This is a genomic window from Nonomuraea mesophila (assembly GCF_004352805.1).
Taxonomy (GTDB): Bacteria; Actinomycetota; Actinomycetes; order Streptosporangiales; family Streptosporangiaceae; genus Nonomuraea; species Nonomuraea longispora.
The window spans coordinates 1-16,156 of the sequence record NZ_SMLD01000195.1 but is presented as its reverse complement, the minus strand read 5'-3'; the positions used below and the strand labels follow the sequence as shown (position 1 = coordinate 16,156).

General features: G+C 70.0%; 17 protein-coding genes and 3 pseudogenes. 15 read left to right on the top strand and 5 right to left on the bottom strand.

Annotation, left to right across the window (positions count from 1 at the left end; translation table 11 throughout):
• Positions 1-259: 259 nt before the first annotated feature.
• From hrcA to E1295_RS41600, 3 genes are read left to right on the top strand one after another with little or no spacing between them, the layout of a single operon-like run.
• Positions 260-1,273, top strand: a complete 1,014-nt coding sequence (hrcA, locus tag E1295_RS41610) for a heat-inducible transcriptional repressor HrcA (RefSeq protein WP_132639783.1) — start codon at positions 260-262, stop codon at positions 1,271-1,273.
• A gap of 11 nt (positions 1,274-1,284) precedes the next feature.
• Positions 1,285-2,430 carry a molecular chaperone DnaJ gene (dnaJ, locus tag E1295_RS41605; RefSeq protein WP_132639781.1) on the top strand — a complete coding sequence of 382 codons (1,146 nt, stop codon included), beginning with the start codon at positions 1,285-1,287 and terminating at the stop codon, positions 2,428-2,430.
• 1 nt (position 2,431) lies between these two features.
• Positions 2,432-3,157: a 16S rRNA (uracil(1498)-N(3))-methyltransferase gene (locus tag E1295_RS41600; protein ID WP_132639779.1), complete on the top strand. Its 726-nt coding sequence runs from the start codon at positions 2,432-2,434 to the stop codon at positions 3,155-3,157.
• 14 nt (positions 3,158-3,171) lie between these two features.
• On the opposite strand, the gene E1295_RS41595 is transcribed toward E1295_RS41600, so the two are convergent.
• On the bottom strand, positions 3,172-3,831 hold the full coding sequence (locus tag E1295_RS41595; protein WP_132639777.1) for a hypothetical protein: 660 nt from the start codon (positions 3,829-3,831) through the stop codon (positions 3,172-3,174).
• Positions 3,828-4,340: a SigE family RNA polymerase sigma factor gene (locus tag E1295_RS41590; RefSeq protein WP_132339174.1), complete on the bottom strand. Its 513-nt coding sequence runs from the start codon at positions 4,338-4,340 to the stop codon at positions 3,828-3,830. The genes E1295_RS41595 and E1295_RS41590 overlap by 4 nt, the downstream gene beginning before the upstream one ends.
• A gap of 281 nt (positions 4,341-4,621) precedes the next feature.
• Here E1295_RS41590 and E1295_RS41585 point away from each other — a divergent pair, with 281 nt between their 5' ends.
• From E1295_RS41585 to era, 10 genes and pseudogenes are all read left to right on the top strand, one after another.
• The gene (locus E1295_RS41585) at positions 4,622-4,966 is read left to right on the top strand and encodes a histidine triad nucleotide-binding protein (protein ID WP_132639775.1); all 345 of its coding nucleotides are present in this window, start codon (positions 4,622-4,624) and stop codon (positions 4,964-4,966) included.
• 199 nt (positions 4,967-5,165) lie between these two features.
• Positions 5,166-5,795: pseudogene (locus tag E1295_RS51530) on the top strand (PhoH family protein); the annotation flags it as partial.
• Positions 5,778-6,587: pseudogene (locus E1295_RS52295) on the top strand (LAGLIDADG family homing endonuclease); the annotation flags it as partial. The pseudogenes E1295_RS51530 and E1295_RS52295, both read left to right, overlap by 18 nt.
• Before the next feature lie 279 nt (positions 6,588-6,866).
• Positions 6,867-7,217: pseudogene (locus tag E1295_RS51520) on the top strand (PhoH family protein); the annotation flags it as partial.
• Positions 7,207-7,680, top strand: a complete 474-nt coding sequence (ybeY, locus tag E1295_RS41575; RefSeq protein ID WP_132639773.1) for an rRNA maturation RNase YbeY — start codon at positions 7,207-7,209, stop codon at positions 7,678-7,680. The pseudogene E1295_RS51520 and the gene ybeY, both read left to right, overlap by 11 nt.
• Entirely contained in the window at positions 7,677-8,969 is a 1,293-nt protein-coding gene (locus tag E1295_RS41570; protein WP_132639771.1) for a hemolysin family protein, read from the top strand. Before ybeY ends, E1295_RS41570 begins: the two co-directional genes overlap by 4 nt.
• A gap of 313 nt (positions 8,970-9,282) precedes the next feature.
• Entirely contained in the window at positions 9,283-9,918 is a 636-nt protein-coding gene (locus tag E1295_RS41565) for a hypothetical protein (RefSeq protein ID WP_132639769.1), read from the top strand.
• A 43-nt stretch (positions 9,919-9,961) separates the two neighbouring features.
• Positions 9,962-10,279, top strand: a complete 318-nt coding sequence (locus tag E1295_RS41560; protein ID WP_132639767.1) for a cytidine/deoxycytidylate deaminase family protein — start codon at positions 9,962-9,964, stop codon at positions 10,277-10,279.
• A gap of 7 nt (positions 10,280-10,286) precedes the next feature.
• Positions 10,287-10,760 (top strand): NUDIX domain-containing protein, encoded by a 474-nt coding sequence (locus tag E1295_RS41555; protein ID WP_166427671.1) that lies wholly within the window; start codon positions 10,287-10,289, stop codon positions 10,758-10,760.
• A gap of 15 nt (positions 10,761-10,775) precedes the next feature.
• Positions 10,776-11,684 carry a GTPase Era gene (gene era, locus E1295_RS41550; RefSeq protein WP_246081005.1) on the top strand — a complete coding sequence of 303 codons (909 nt, stop codon included), beginning with the start codon at positions 10,776-10,778 and terminating at the stop codon, positions 11,682-11,684.
• Positions 11,685-11,802: 118 nt separating this feature from the next.
• Here era and E1295_RS41545 read toward each other — a convergent pair whose 3' ends face one another.
• Together E1295_RS41545 and E1295_RS41540 are read right to left on the bottom strand one after the other, a co-directional pair.
• Entirely contained in the window at positions 11,803-13,257 is a 1,455-nt protein-coding gene (locus tag E1295_RS41545) for an MmgE/PrpD family protein (protein ID WP_132639761.1), read from the bottom strand.
• Entirely contained in the window at positions 13,254-14,066 is an 813-nt protein-coding gene (locus tag E1295_RS41540) for a cyclase family protein (RefSeq protein WP_132639759.1), read from the bottom strand. The genes E1295_RS41545 and E1295_RS41540 overlap by 4 nt, the downstream gene beginning before the upstream one ends.
• Positions 14,067-14,438: 372 nt before the next feature.
• Here E1295_RS41540 and E1295_RS41535 point away from each other — a divergent pair, with 372 nt between their 5' ends.
• Positions 14,439-15,266 carry an IclR family transcriptional regulator gene (locus tag E1295_RS41535; protein WP_132639757.1) on the top strand — a complete coding sequence of 276 codons (828 nt, stop codon included), beginning with the start codon at positions 14,439-14,441 and terminating at the stop codon, positions 15,264-15,266.
• 30 nt (positions 15,267-15,296) lie between these two features.
• On the top strand, positions 15,297-15,518 hold the full coding sequence (locus tag E1295_RS41530; RefSeq protein ID WP_220449149.1) for a hypothetical protein: 222 nt from the start codon (positions 15,297-15,299) through the stop codon (positions 15,516-15,518).
• 72 nt (positions 15,519-15,590) lie between these two features.
• Here E1295_RS41530 and E1295_RS41525 read toward each other — a convergent pair whose 3' ends face one another.
• Entirely contained in the window at positions 15,591-16,061 is a 471-nt protein-coding gene (locus E1295_RS41525; protein ID WP_132639755.1) for a hypothetical protein, read from the bottom strand.
• Positions 16,062-16,156: the final 95 nt, after the last annotated feature.

Below are 16,156 nucleotides of genomic sequence, written 5' to 3'. Positions count from 1 at the left end.
GGCTCGGGTGGCGGGCCGTCCTGCGGAGGCTCGGGCTGGCTTCGGTCGGGATCCTGCCTTGACGGCGGGGTTGACGACGGGGGCTGGGAATCGTCGCTCATGTGCGCAAGTGTGAGGCCTGTCCCTTCCTGGAAGCTAGAAGCGGGATGCGACACGGTGTTATCGCACCTTGTGGGCGAGAGCCGTACACTTGGCACTCGGGAACACAGAGTGCTAGAGCCTGTGTTTTCCCCATGACAAGAGGGCAGGAGGTGAGCGCGTGCTTGACGAACGGAAGCTGGCGGTGCTCCGCGCCATTGTCGAAGACTACGTGTCAACCAACGAACCGGTGGGCTCCAAGGCGCTGGCCGACCGCCACAATCTGAAGGTCTCCCCGGCCACGGTCAGGAACGACATGGCCGCGCTGGAGGAGGAGGGATACATCACTCAGCCGCACACCAGCGCGGGCCGGGTGCCGACGGACAAGGGCTACCGCCTGTTCGTCGACCGGCTCTCGCAGGTCAAGCCGCTGTCGGGCGCCGAGCGCCGGGCGATAGAGACGTTTCTGGCCGGCGCGGTCGACCTCGACGACGTGGTGACCCGCACGGTTCGCCTGCTGGCGCAGCTGACCAGGCAGGTGGCGGTGGTGCAATACCCGACGCTGACCCGTTCGACGGTGCGGCACGTCGAGCTCGTCCCGCTGAACGACCGGCGGGTCATGCTCGTGCTGATCACCAACACCGGCCGCGTCGAGCAGCGCGTGGTCGAGCTGCCCGAGGTGGTCGAGGAGGCGCGCATCGCGAATCTGCGCGCCGTGCTCAACTCCTGCCTCGACGGCTGCGGCCTGAGCAGCGTGCCCGACCTGGTGGCCGACCTGCCGGAGCGGTTGCCCGTCGAAGACCGGCCGGCCGTGGCGACGATCCTGTCGGTGCTGCTCGAGACCCTCGTGGAGCGGCACGACGAGAAGATCGTGTTCGCCGGGGCGGCCAACCTCGCAGGCGCCGACTTCTCCACCGGCCTCCGCGACGTGCTGGAGGCACTGGAAGAGCAGGTGGTGCTCATGCGGCTGCTCGGCGAGACCACCTCCGACACCCCCGCCGCGCTCACCGTGCGCATCGGCTCGGAAAACCCCTACCTGCGGGGCACATCCGTCGTCGCGACCGGATACGGTTCTGGCGACAACCAACTGGCCCGGCTCGGGGTGCTGGGACCGACGAGGATGGATTATCCAGTGACGATGGGCGCCGTGCGCGCGGTGGCACGCTACGTCAGCCAGATCCTGGCTGCATCATAAGAGGTCGATAAGTGGCAAACAGCGACTACTACGCCACCCTCGGGGTGCGCCCTGACGCCAGTCAGGACGAGATCAAGAAGGCCTACCGCCGGCTCGCCCGCGAGCTGCATCCCGACATGAACCCCGATCCTGAGACTCAGGAGCGGTTCAAGGAGATCACGCAGGCCTACGAGGTCCTGTCCGACCCGAGCAAGCGCCAGATGTACGACATGGGCGGCGACCCGTTCGGCGGCGCCGGAGCGGGCGCGGGCGGCGGAGCCGGTGGCTTCGGGGCGGGCTTCCCCTTCAGCGACATCATGGACGCCTTCTTCGGCACCGCGGCCGGCGCCAGGGGCCCCCGATCGCGCGCCCGCAGGGGCCGCAACGCGACCATCAGGGTCGATCTCGACCTGCGTGAGAGCGCGTTCGGCACCACCCGCGAGCTGGTCGTCGACACGGCCGTGATCTGCGAGGTCTGCCAGGGCGCCGGCGCGGCGGCCGGCACGCACCCCGACACGTGCGACATGTGCAACGGGCGCGGCGAGATCTCCCAGGTGACCCGCTCGTTCCTGGGGCAGGTCATGACCTCGCGGCCGTGCCCGCAGTGCGGCGGGTTCGGCAGCATCATCCGCAACCCCTGCCAGGAGTGCTCGGGCGACGGCCGGGTGCGCACCCGGCGTACGATCAAGGTCCGCATCCCCGCGGGCGTCGAGGACGGCACCCACATCCAGCTCGCCGGCGAGGGCGAGGTCGGCCCCGGCGGCGGCCCGCCCGGAGACCTGTTCCTCGAGATCGTCGAACGCCCCCACGACATCTTCGAGCGGCGCGGCGACGACCTCCACTGCACCGTGCAGATCCCCATGACGGCCGCCGCGCTGGGCACGGTGCTGACGGTGGAGACGCTCGACGGCGCCGAGGAGGTCGACGTCCGCCCCGGCACCCAGTCGGGCCAGGTCATCACGATGTACGGTCGCGGCGTGCAGCGGCTCAACGAGTCGGGCAGGGGCGACCTGCTGATCCACGTCAACGTCGAGACCCCGACCAAACTGGACGCGGCGCAGGAGGAACTGCTGCGCGAGCTGTCCAAGCAGCGCGGCGAGGAACGGCCTCCCGGCAAGTTCGCCCCCGGGCAGCAGAGCTTCTTCTCCCGCCTGCGCGACGCCTTCAACGGCAGGTGACGTGACCGTCCCCGTGTTCCTGTCGCGGGAGCTGGACGGCACGGAGCTGACGCTCGACGGCCCCGAGGGGCGCCACGCGGCTTCCGTCAGGCGCCTGCGGGCCGGCGAGCGGGTCGACCTGACCGACGGCGCCGGCTCCGTCGCCGAGTGCGTCGTGCGCGAGGTGCTGAAGGACGCGCTGAGGCTCGCCGTGATCGCCCGCCACACCGTCGAGCCGCCACGCAGGCGGCTGGTCGTCGTCCAGGGGCTGCCGAAGGGAGACAGGGGCGAACTGGCCGTCGAGATGATGACCGAGGCGGGCGTCGACGTGATCGTGCCGTGGTCGGCCGCGCGGAGCATCACGCAGTGGAAGGGCGACAAGGTCGCCAAGGCGCTGGGTCGCTGGCGGTCCACGGCTCGTGAGGCGGGCAAGCAGGCCCGCAGGTTCCATCTGCCCGAGGTCGCCGACCTCGCCTCCACCTCGCACGTCGAACGGCTGCTGTCGGAGGCGGCGCTGGGGCTGGTGCTGCACGAGGAGGCGGCCGAGCCGCTGTCGGGCGTGCACCTGCCGGCGGAGGGCGACATCGTGGTGGTCGTGGGCCCGGAGGGCGGCGTCTCCGCTGACGAACTCGACAGGTTCCGGGCGGCGAAGGCCGTGCCGGTGCTGCTGGGGCCGACGGTCCTGCGTACGTCCACGGCGGGCGTGGCGGCGGCGGCCGTGCTGATGGCGCGTACGGGGCGCTGGTGAGGCTCTGAGGCCCGTCAGGGGGCCGGTTGCGAGGCGTCCACGAGAGGGCTGTCGACGCCGGCGGGAGTCTCCTCGACGACGTCGCCGGGCGGGCACTCCTCCAGCGGGCACGCCGTGGGCTCCATGGACGTCTCCTCCGGCGTGGGAGAGGCGTGGGGGGTGCGCGTGGGGCAGCCGGCCGCCGTCTCGGCGGGTTCGGGGGGTTCGGCGGTCGTCGACGGGCACGTGGTGGGCGTGGGACTGGACGACGGCGACGGCGCCCTGGTGGAGTCGGCCTTCTTCGAGGTGCGCGGCGTCGGGGTCTTCGACTCAGGCGGGACGAAGATGACCTCGGAGCGCGAGGGGACGGGTTTCTTCGGCGGTGGAGGCTCGTGCGAGCGGGTGGTCGAGGAGTTGGACGGAACCTCGGAGGACTCGACACCGGCGGGCTGGACGGGGCTCTCCTCGGTGATCTGGGAGCGCAGCCCGGGAACCATCATCACGATCGTCCCCGCCACGAGAAGGGCACTGGCGGCGGCCGCCCCCGCACGCCACCAGAACAGGTTTCGAACGCCGCGCCGCTCGATGCGGGCACGGATGATCTCCAGTCCTTCCGGCGAGGGCACGACCGCGTCCGCCTCCGCACGGAGCGCACGACGCAGCGCGTCGCCGTACTCGTCGGGGGGCTGGGTCATGACATCTTCTCCAGAACGGATCGCAACGCGGCCATGCCACGAGCGGTGTGGCTCTTGACCGCCCCCTTGCTGATGCCCATGGCGTGGGCGATCTCAGCTTCGGACAGATCACCGTAATAGCGTAGGACCAGTGCCTCTCTCTGTCGGGTCGGCAGGGCTCGTAACGCCTCGATGACGGCGGAGCGTTCCAGCTCGCCGATCGCGCCGTTCTCGGCGCTCGGGGCGTCAGGCAGGCCCTTGGGAGCGTACTTCTCGACGACCGCTCGGTGACGCAGCACGGAACGGGACCGGTTGACGACGGATTGACGCAGGTAGGCGAGTGCTTTGTCGGGGTCACGCAGCCTACGCCATGCACCATGGATGGCGACGAACGCATCCTGCACGACTTCCTCAGCGGTTGCCATGTCGCGTACCAGCAACACGGCCAGACGCACCAACGACCGGAAGTGCGCGCTGTAGAGCGCGGTAACGGCCATGTCGGCATCCCACCCGACCTGCACCGCCCCCATCGACCTGTCGGCCAGAAGGGTTTCGGTGGTCACATCAGTGGGACGCGCGGCCTTCCCAGAGGGTTTACGCTCTTCCGGTTCTTGAGGTTTCCCCGGTTCCTTAGGGTGCATTACCCAGTCGTGTTCCTCGCCAGGTGGCGCTCGCCCGACCCTGAATCGTGTTCTTTTTTGCTGAAGTGTCGCACACTCACCCTAACCGCGTGGATCTTTCTGCGCACGACACAGCTGATTACCGATTCGCAACGGACTCCCTGACGGCATGCTGTCGATAGGGTACCGGTGTGAACGACTGCCTCTTCTGCAAAATCGTGGCCAAGGAAGTGCCGGCCGAGATCGTCTACGAGACCGGCAGGACACTGGCGTTCCGCGACACCAACCCGCAGGCCCCCACCCACGTGCTGGTCATCCCGAAGGGGCACTACTCCGACGCGGCGGCGCTGGCCGACGCCGACGACGGGCTGACCGACGAGGTGCTCAAGGCGGCCCACGCCGTGGCCGTCATGGAAAGGGTGTCCGAGGAGGGCTACCGGGTGGTGTTCAACACCGGGGCCGGCGCCGGGCAGACCGTCTTCCATGTGCACGCCCACGTGCTGGGCGGGCGCGCGCTGACGTGGCCACCGGGATAGCCGGGACCTCTGAGGCCCAACCCGGCGATATTGACGCGAGCAATCGGCGTCGTCCCGGATACGATGGGCTCAGAAGACACCGAAAGAGACCGGGAGGCATCAGGCCGCTGGCCTGCCCATGTCCGAACTACACGAATCCCGACGCACGGCACCTCCCTCGCGCACACAAGCCAAGGTGCTGATTCCGGACGAATACCCGATGGTCAGCCTCCTCGGCTCCCGTGACGAGCTGCTCCGCGTCATCGAGGGTGCCTTCAAGGCCGACATCCACGTACGCGGCAACGAGATCACCGTCACGGGCTCGCCCGACGAGAGCGGCACCGTGGTGCGCCTCTTCGAGGAGCTCGTCGAGGTGCTGCGCAGCGGCGGCGAGCTCACGCCCGACGCGGTCGAGCGCAGCATCGCCATGCTCCGCATGACCTCCGACCGCCCCGCCGAGGTGCTCTCCCTCGACATCCTCTCCTCCCGTGGCCGCACGATCAGGCCGAAGACGGTCAACCAGAAGCGCTACGTCGACGCGATCGACAAGCACACCGTCGTCTTCGGCATCGGCCCCGCGGGCACGGGCAAGACCTACCTCGCGATGGCCAAGGCCGTGCGGGCGCTGCAGGAGAAGCGGGTCAACCGGATCATCCTGACCCGGCCCGCGGTCGAGGCGGGCGAACGGCTCGGCTTCCTGCCCGGCACCCTCTACGAGAAGATCGACCCCTACCTGCGGCCGCTCTACGACGCGCTGCACGACATGGTCGACCCCGACTCGATCCCCAAGCTGATGGCCGCGGGCACGATCGAGGTCGCACCCCTCGCGTACATGCGTGGCCGTTGCATGCCGCTCGGCACGGGCGTGCTCACTCCGGAAGGGTTCCGCTCCATCGGTGAGTTGGAGGTCGGTGACCTGGTCATCGGGTCGAATGGCGAACCGACGCCCGTGATCGGGGTGTACCCGCAAGGCGAGAAGAAGATCTATAGGATCTTCAGCCAGGACGGTGCCTCGGTGCTCGCCTCCGATGACCACCTTTGGACGGTCCGCACTCGTGATGACGGCAATCGCGGGAAGCCATGGCGGGTGCTGCAGACCAAGGAGCTGATCGGCGACCTGCGAACGGCGCACTACCGCAAGTGGGAGTTGCCGCTGCTGAGCGCACCAGTTCGCTTCCCCGAGCAGCCGGTTCCCTTGAACCCCTACGCGCTGGGCCTGCTCTTGGGCGACGGAAGCATCACAGGGATAGGCACACCAGCCTTCGCCACGAATGATCAGGAGCTGGTCGATGCGCTGAGGAGCGCATTGCCCGGGGTGAAGGTGAGACGGCGAGGTGGGCCGAACTATGTTCTCAACCGTGTGCTGCAACCCGGGGATAGCGGTAGGGTCACGCATCCCATCAAGTCAGCCGTCCGCGAGCTGGGACTGATGGGTTGTAAATCGCCGACGAAGTTCGTGCCCGATGTCTACCTCTACAACACAGCGGAGGTCAGGCTCGCGGTGCTGCAAGGACTGCTCGATTCGGACGGTGGCCCGGTCGTGCAGCATGAGCGCAGCGCCAGAATCCAGTACACGACTGTCTCACCTCGACTGCGTGACCATGTGGTCTTCCTGGTGCAGTCATTGGGTGGTGTGGCGTACTGGCGCGCCCGTTTGTCGAGTGAGCTGAAGCCGGGGCTAGTGAAGGGGAAGCCGGTCCGTCATCGCCATGATGCTTACGTTCTGGACATCCGGCTTCCGCAGGGCATCGAGCCCTTCCGGTTGTCACGGAAGGCGGACATCTACAAGGCGCATGGTGGCGGTCGCCCCATGCGCTACGTCGACCGCATCGAGCCGCGCGGCACGGCGGAATGCGTGTGCATCCAGGTGGCTGCAGAAGATTCGCTCTATGTCACCGAGGACTTCCTGCTGACGCACAACACCCTCAACGACGCGTTCATCATCCTCGACGAGGCCCAGAACTCCTCGGCCGAGCAGATGAAGATGTTCCTCACCCGGCTGGGGTTCAACTCCAAGATCGTGGTGACGGGCGACGTGACGCAGGTCGACCTGCCCGCGGGCACGGTGAGCGGGCTGAGGGTGGTCCAGGAGATCCTCGACGGCATCCCCGACATCCACTTCTCCCGGCTGAGCAGCTCCGACGTCGTACGCCACAAGCTGGTCAGCGACATCGTCGACGCCTACGGGCGCTACGACGCGACCCGGGCGGCCCAGGAGCTCAAGCCCGTTCAGCAGCGGGGAAAGCGGCGGGTGAGCGACCGTGAGCATTGAGCTGAACAACGAGTCCGGCGTCGGGGTCGACGAGGAGTCGCTTGCGGCCCTGGCCGCCCACGTGCTCAGCGAGATGGACATCAATCCGCTCGCCGAGCTGTCCATCGTGATGGTCGACGAAGACGCCATGACGCAGTTGCACGAGAAGTGGATGGGTGAGCCGGGCCCGACCGACGTGCTGGCCTTCCCGATGGACGAGCTGCGTCCCGGCGGCGCGCGCGGTGAGTCCGACGGCGCCGCCGATCCGGCGCTTCTGGGCGACGTCGTGCTGTGCCCGCACGTCGCCGCCAGGCAGGCGGCGGAGGCGGGCCATGGCGCGGCCGACGAGCTGGAGCTGCTGTGCACCCACGGCATCCTCCATCTGCTCGGTTACGACCACGCCGAGCCCGAGGAGCACAAGGAGATGTTCGGCTTGCAGGCCCGGCTCCTCGAGTCGTGGCAGGAGGTGCGCAACTCGCGGTGAACGCCTGGTTGTTGCTGGTCATCGCGCTCGTGATCATCGGTGGCCTGATCGCCAGTGCGGAAACGGCACTGACGCGCATCTCCAGGGTGCGCGCCGAGGAATACGCGCGTGAGAGCCGGCGGGGGGCGGCGCGGTTGCAGGCCATCGTCACCGACCCGCCGCGCTACCTCAATCTGCTGCTTCTGCTCAGGCTGAGCTGCGAGCTGGTCGCGACGGTCATCGCCACCCTGCTGTTCATCGACCTCATGCACGACCAGGGCTGGGCCTACGTCTGGGCCGCCGTCGTGATGATCGTGATCAGCTATGTGGTGGTCGGGGTGATGCCGCGTACGCTGGGCCGCCAGCACGCGGAGCCGGTCGCGCTGGCCAGCGCTCCGATCGTGTACGGCCTGACCCGCATCTTCGGCCCGCTGCCCAAGTTGCTCATCCTGCTCGGCAACGCGCTGACCCCTGGCAAGGGGTTCCGTGACGGCCCGTTCACCTCGGAGGCGGAGCTGCGTGACCTGGTCGATCTGGCCGAGGAGCGCAGGGTGATCGAGCCCGACGAGCGCGAGATGATCCATTCGGTGTTCGAGCTGGGCGACACGCTGGTGCGTGAGGTCATGGTGCCACGCACCGACATGGTCTACATCGAGCGCGGCAAGACGATCAGTCAGGCGCTGTCGCTGGCGCTGCGCAGCGGTTTCTCCCGCATCCCGGTGGTGGGGGAGAACGAGGACGACGTCGTCGGCATCGCCTATCTGAAGGACATCGCCCGCAAGATTCACGAGTCGGGCGGGAACGGCGGCGACACCGTCGAGTCGATCATGCGTCCGGCGGCGTACGTGCCCGAGAGCAAGCCCATCGACCAGCTCATGCGGGAGATGCAGGCCAGGCAGATCCACATCGCCATCGTCATCGACGAGTACGGCGGCACGGCGGGCCTGGTCACGATCGAGGACGTCCTGGAGGAGATCGTCGGCGAGATCACCGACGAATATGACCAGGAGACGCCGCGTGTCGAGCCGATGCCTGACGGCGGCATGCGGGTGACCGCGCGCATGCCGGTGGACGAGCTAGGCGAGCTGTTCGATACGGAGATCGAGGTCGACGATGTGGAGACCGTGGGCGGCTTGCTGGCCCACGCGCTCGGGCGGGTGCCGATCGCCGGCTCGCATGCTGAGGTGGCGGGCCTCTCGCTGACCGCCGAGAGCCTCGCGGGCCGCCGCAACCGCATCAGCACGGTGGTGGTGCGCCGGGTGGCGCCTTCCGAGGACGAAGCCGTTCCTGCTGCCGCTGAGCAGGAATGATCCGCGAGCGGGACATCTGCGGATGGTTGCCGCAAGCGTTCTACAAGTGGTCTGCAAGCCTGGCACGGCATTCTTCTCACCAGGACATCCAGTGCGGTGGGTGTCAGGGAGCGCCAGGAGCCGGATGGGGTTCGCGGCATACTGGCGCTCCGGGGGGCGACGGCGTCACGGCCTGCTAGGGGGTCGGGACGCCGGTCGGCGCAAGGGTGTTCTCGTCCAGAAAACCGGATGAGAACACCCTTTTTGCGTGTTGGTGGGAGCTTTGGTGGATTGCCGCTTTCGTCGCCTGGGGACGCTGCGACCAGGGGGAATCATGAGGCGCGAACCATGGATCATCGGCTGCGGGCTGCTGGCCTGCGTGGTGGCCGGATGCGGCGGCGGGACGGCGGGCAGCCGCCTTGATCCGGGGGCCATGGCCGAGCTGCGCGAGGTGCTCAGCGAGGAGCCCCGGCTGCCCGACGGGTTCACGCCCAGGCCGGGGGAGGCGTGGCGGATCCCGTTCGACAAGGCGGGCAAGCACTGCCGTACGATGCTCCGCCCCGCCGAGGGGCGAGCCCCGCGGCAGGCGCTGACCGCCCAGGCGGCCGTCAGTTACACCGGCGACAACCTGGGAGAGCAGGCCGGGGTCGCGCTGGCCAGGTACACCGGCGGCGGGGCCGCCGACCACCTCGACGACCTGGCCGACGCGCTGGAGTCGTGCCGGCGCGTCAGGTCCCCTTCCGGCACGGACCTGCGCTCGCACGAACTGCCCATCGAGGACGTGGGGGACGAGGTCGTGGGCGCGCGGCTGAGCGGCCGGCTGAACGGTTACCCGTACGCGATGGACGTGGTGTTGTCGCGGGCCGGCGACACGCTCGTGTCGGTGGTGCACACCGGCATGGAGTACGTGGACGCCGGCCGTACGCGGGCGATGGTCGACGCGGCCATCACCATGGCGGAGGATCGCTGACGCCGCCGTGCCTGCCGCTCGGAGGAGTCGTTAGCCTGTTGCCGTGACTCTCGACCCGGAAGACAGCAAGATCATCACGCTGGCCAGGTCCGCCAGGGCCCGTAACGGCAGCGCCGAAGGGGCCGCCGTGCGTGACGAGACCGGCCGCACGTACGCGGCGACGAACGTGGCGCTTGAGGCGCTGACGTTGTCGGCGGTGCAGGTGGCCGTGGCCATGGCGATCTCCAGCGGGGCCCGGTCGCTGGAGGCGGCCGCGCTGGTGAGCGAGGGCGGGCCGAGCGCCGCCGACGAGGCGGTGGCCGCGGAGCTGGGCGTCAAGGCGCTGCTCGTGGCCGGCCCCGACGGCACGGTGCGAGGCTGACATGCCGATGTCGCCCTTTCTGGCGCGACTGCGGGAGAAGGTCGGCACCGATCTGCTGATGCTGCCGTCGGCCGCGGGCTTCGTGTTCGACGACGCGGGCAGGCTCCTGGTGGCCCTGCACGGCGACGGGAAGCTCTGGGCGGCGCCGGGCGGCGGCATCGACCCCGACGAGCGGCCGGCGGACGCCGTGGTCAGGGAGCTGCGCGAGGAACTCGGCCTCGAGGTCGAGGCGCGGGGCCTGATCGGCGTGTACGGCGGCCCCGAGTTCCGCACCGTCTACCCCAACGGCCACCAGGTCGGCTACGTCATCGCGGCGTACGCCTGCGCCGTCGTCGCCGGGCGGCCAGAACCCGACGGCGTGGAGATCAACGACTACCGCTGGGTGACCGAACAGGAGCTCGCCACGCTGAAGACGACCCCGTGGACCCCGCTCGTGGCGCCGCAGGCGTTCGCCTGGTGGCGTGAACACGTCCGCCGATAGGCCAGAATGCACACTGTGACTTCGCCAGACATCCATCGCGCCGGATTCGCCTGCTTCGTGGGAAGGCCGAACGTCGGCAAGTCCACCCTGATGAACGCCCTCGTCGGCAGCAAGGTGGCCATCACCTCGTCCAAGCCGCAGACCACCAGGCGCGTCATCAGGGGCATCGTGCACCGCCCCGACGCCCAGCTCGTCATCGTCGACACGCCGGGGCTGCACCGCCCGCGCACGCTGCTCGGCGAGCGGCTCGACAGCCTGGTGTTGTCCACGCTGACCGAGGTCGACGCGATCGGCTTCTGCGTGCCGGCCAACGAGCCGATCGGCAAGGGCGACCGGTTCATCGCCGACAAACTGGCGGCGGTGAAGAAGACCCCGGTCATCGCGGTCGTGACCAAGTGCGACCTGGCGAGCAAGGAGCAGATCGCCGAGCAGTTGCTGGCGGTGTCGCAGGTGGGGGAGTTCGCCGACATCGTGCCCGTGTCGGCGCAGGCGGGTGAGCAGCTCGACGTGCTGGCCGGCGTGCTGATCGGGCACATGCCCGAGTCGCCGCCGCTCTATGAGGACGGCCGGCTCACCGACGAGCCCGAGCAGATCCTCGTCGGAGAGCTCATCAGGGAGGCGGCGCTGGAGGGCGTGCGTGACGAACTGCCCCATTCGATCGCCGTCGTCGTCGACGAGATGATGCCCAGGGACGGCCGCGACGACCTGCTCGACATCTACGCGCACCTGTTCGTGGAGCGGCCGTCCCAGAAGGCGATCGTCATCGGGCACAAGGGGGAGCGGCTGCGCGAGGTCGGCACGAAGGCCCGCAAGCAGATCGAGGGGCTGCTTGGCACCCGCGTCTTCCTCGACCTGCGCATCAGCGTGGCCAAGGACTGGCAGCGCGACCCGAAACAGCTGCGCCGCCTCGGCTTCTACGACTGAGCCCGCACGACCCGCCGGCCCATCCGTCAGGGCGCCCGGCACCGGCCCGCCCGACCTCCATGGCCCGGCCCTCGCCCGCTGGTGGCCCGGCCCGTGACCCCACCGCCCGTCCCGCCGGTCAGTTCGGCGGGGGTGACGGCGGGCGGGCGGCGGCGAGGGCCGGCTCGAGCAGGCCGGTGACGTCGTCGCGGGCCGCCAGCCCGCGGACCTGCCGGGCGAGCGCCGCGACGGCCTCCGGCGGGAGCACGCGCGAGGCGTTCAGCCGGTACTTCTCCTCCAGCTCGTCCATGCTCAGCGGATGTTCGGGCCCGCCCCGCGAGCTGTGCACGCGATGCTCCAGCCGCCGCCCGTCCTTGGTACGGACGCGCAGCACGGCCGAGAACGCCAGCGGGAACTCCTCCGTGCACACCTCGTCGGCCACCACCCGCACCCGGGCGGCCAGGGCGAGCCGCTGCTCGTCGCGGAAGGCGGCCTCGGTGAAGTCGTCGAGGTGCAGCCCGAGCCCGCCCCCGCCGGCCAGCGCGCTGGCCACGGTGTACGGCCCCGAGAACTTGGCATGGTACGGAGTCCGGGGCCGCACCTTCTCCTCGTACGGCTCGCCGATCGTGCGCAGCGGCGCGGCCGCCACCCCCAGCTCGGCCTCCACCACGTCCTCGGCCCGCAGCCCCTGCGCCCGCAGCGCGAGCGCGGCGTCGATGCCGGGATGGGTGAAATGGTTGGACGGGTACGGCTTGTAGACCGTACGCAGCAGTTCCCACCGATCGCCGAGCCCGTCGGTGATCGCTGCCGCGTCGTAGCGCCCGTCCAGGAACGCCTGGAAGAAGCCGAAACGCCCCTCGAAGACCGTCGGCGGCCCGGTCACCCCCTCCGCGGCCATCATGGCGGCGACGACGCCCGCGTGGGCCGCCCAGCCGCAGTGGACGCGCTTGACGGTGCCGCCGGTGCGGTTGGCCTCGATGACCCCGGCACCCATGCTCGCGGCGATGCCCATGGCCGCCGCGACGCCGCCGGCGTCGAGGTCCATGAGCAGGGCCGACGCGGCGGCGGCGCCGACGGTCCCGCAGATGGACGTGGCGTGCCAGCCCTTCTCGAAGAACAGCGAGTTGCGCAGCTCGGGCAGGTAGGAGGCCATGCCGAGCCGGTTGGTGATCTCGTTGCCCACGGCGATGGCCTGGCACAGCGCCGCCCCGGGCACGCCGGCGGACTCCGCGACCGCCAGCGCGGCGGGGACGACGGAGGCGGACGGGTGCAGCACCGAGGGCAGGTGGGTGTCGTCGAAGTCGAGCGCGTGCGCGAGCGTGCCGTTGACCAGGGCGGCCGACGGCGCGGGCAGTGCGAGCGGATGGCCGAGCACGGACGACTCGCCGGCTCCGCCCCACCGGCCGGCCAGCCGCCGCACCGCCTCGTGCGGCTCGTCGTGGCCGGTCAGCTCCAGGGCGGCCAGGCCGTTGCCGAACATGTCGAGCACCCGGCCCGTGACGTCGTCCATGACGGGCGCGGGCAGCCCGGTGCGGGCGTCCGCGGCGAACTCGGCGAGAGCGGAGACGATGGTCGTCCCGGCCTGACCGGTCATGACGCGATCACCGCCAGCGGCCGTACGGGGGCGCCGGTGGCGCCGACCACGTGCAGCGGGTTGATCACCAGCAGGAACTCGGCCGCGCCCAGCTCGCGCAGCCGGGTCAGCCGCATGGTCTCCACGATGTTCACCCCGGCTTCCACCAGGAGGATGCGGTGCACCGGCAGCGTGGCGTGGCCGCGACCGGCCGCGATGTGCTCGAACGCGATCGTCTCGCCTCCGGCCACCGAAACGCCCTGCTCGACCAGCCAGCGGGCCGCGTCGGCGCCGGGCCCCGGCGCGCCGCCCTCCTCGCCGGTGAACCGCGACGGACGGTCCCATTCGAGCGACCAGCCGGTGCCGATCAGCACCGCGTCGCCGGGCCGGATGGCCACGCCCGTCCTTTTCAGCGCCGCCTCCAGGTCGTCGCGCGTCACCTCGTATCCGGGCGGCAGCACGTCCACGCCGTGCACGGCGGTCACGTCGAGCAGCACGCCGCGCCCCACGTACGGGGGGAAGGTCTCGATGCCCAGCCGGGACAGCCCCTTGTGCGACTGGATGCCCGCGACCTCGACCCCGCCGTACGCGTGCCCGTCGTGGGAGACGTGGCCGAGCGCGTCGACGTGGGTGCCCACGTGCCCGCCGGTCACGATCAGCTCGTTGGCGGCCGATCCGCCGTCCTCGCGGACCATGTCGCCGTGGCGGCGTTCGATGACCATCCGGAACTTCGGATGGTTCGGCGACTGGGGCATGCCCGTCCGCATGGGCTGGGCGAGGTCCACGATCTCGGCGCCGCCGAGCTGCTGCCAGAGCGTCGTCCCTGTCATCACATGACTCCCTTGTCCCGCAGGACGATCTGCTCTGCCTCCATGATGCGGCCTCCTCAGGTGGCTGGGTGCGTCCGGACAGGACTTCACAACATATTGAAACAGCGTTACTGTGAGCGGAACATCCCTGCTGCGAGAGCATACCTGGAGCGTCCCGCGATGATCTAACTGGTCTACCGGATGAAACTGGTCCGCGGGCACGCCAGGACCTGGCCACCCTCAAGGCCGACGAGGCATGGGAGTCGCGCCGCGTCAGCCAGGACGACTGGTGGGAGTTCCTCGACACCCGACTTGTTGCTGATCTTCCTGCGCGCGTCTCGTTTCGGCGTCAAAGATAGGTGAGCCGATCCCGACCGTTTTGCAGGAGGAACGATGCCGACGAAGAGCTCAGGTGCCGCGAGCGGCGAGGCGCCCGCGCGCGAGAGCACCGGGCAGGCCATCGCCACGGTGGAGCGCGCCGCCGACGTGCTGATGCACTTCGCCGAGACCCCCTCGAACACGCTCGGGGTGACCGAGATCGCCGAGGCGCTCGGCATGTCCAAGGCCGCCGTGCACCGCATCCTCGCCTCGCTGCGCGTACGCGGGCTCATCGAGCTCGACCCGGCGACCCGGCGCTACTCGCTGGGAGTCGGCGCGATGCGCCTGGGCCTGGCCTACCTCGATCGGATCGACGTGCGCCGCATCGCCGAGCCGGAGCTCGTCGCGCTGTCGCGGCGCACCGACGAGACCGCCACGCTGTCCGTACGCACCGGGCGCCACCGCATCTATGTCGACCAGGTGACCCCGGCCCGTGAGGTCATCATGAGCGTCAGCCTGGGCGTCGCCTACCCGCTGCACGCCGGCGGCTCGTCGAAGGCGTTCCTCGCGTTCCTGACGGACGAGGAGATCGAGGACTACCTGTCGCGCGGCCCGCTCGAGCCGCTGACCGGCAACACGATCGTGGACAAGGCCAAGCTCCGCAGGGAGCTGGCGGCGATCCGCGCGGCGGGTTACGCCCAGTCCTTCTCCGAGCGCATGTCGGGCGCGGCCTCCGTCGCCGCCCCCGTCCTCGACCACCACGGCAGGCCGCTGGCCGTCGTCAGCGTCAGCGGCCCGGCCGAGCGCTTCCGCGAGGAAGTGGCCTACTGCGCCGAGGTGCTGCTCGAATCAACCGCACGACTGTCCGCCCAGATGGGCTGGACCGCACCCGAAAGGAGGTGACGGCCGGCGCCCCGCGGCCGGCCGTCCCCTATGCCTCGATACGACCTGCTCGTCAAGGGCGGCACCGTTGTCCTTCCCTACCACGGCGAGATCCGCGCCGACCTGGCGGTCTCCGAGGGGAAGGTGGCCGCGCTGGCCGACGACATCCCGACGTCCGAGGTGGTCGACGCCCGGGGGCGCGTGGTGCTGCCCGGCGCCGTGGACGCCCACTTCCACCTCGGCATCTACCGTGACCTGGCGCTCGACGCGTAAGAGGAGACCCGCTCGTCGGATCGTGCGCGACGACCGCGGCGCGGAAGGTGTCGCGCACGATCACCGGGGCCGTCAGCCGCGGCGCACCAGGGCCACGACGGCCAGCAGGATCACCGCGACGGCCGACGCCAGCGCCGCGAACCAGCCGAACCTGATCACCGGCTCGATCGACAGCAGGTCGCCGAGGTCGACCGAGACCCGATCGCGCAGGCCACGGTCGCCGGTCATGAAGGACACCAGCAGGAGCACCGCCGCCACTCCGGGAACGGTGGCCAGCGCGGCCAGCCGCGGGCGCCCGAGCACCCCGGCGAACCCGCACGCCAGCGCCGCCAGCCCGGCCACCAGGGTGTAGACCCCGGCCACCGCGTCGACGCCGCGGACGTCGTCGGCGATCGCACCGCCGATGAGCTCGCTGCGCGCCTCCACCCCTGCCCACGGCAGGACCGCGCAGGACACCAGCAGGGCGCCCGCGATCACGACACCCAGCGGGGCGCCGCGGCGGGCGCGCGGCCTGGTGCGCGTGGGCTGCGGAAAATCGGCCACACGATCAGAGTAAGCCGCACCCGGCCCCGCCACCACCGCCAACAGCGGAACCCGTTACCTTACGCAACGCTCCCCTCACCGCCCCACCCCTTACC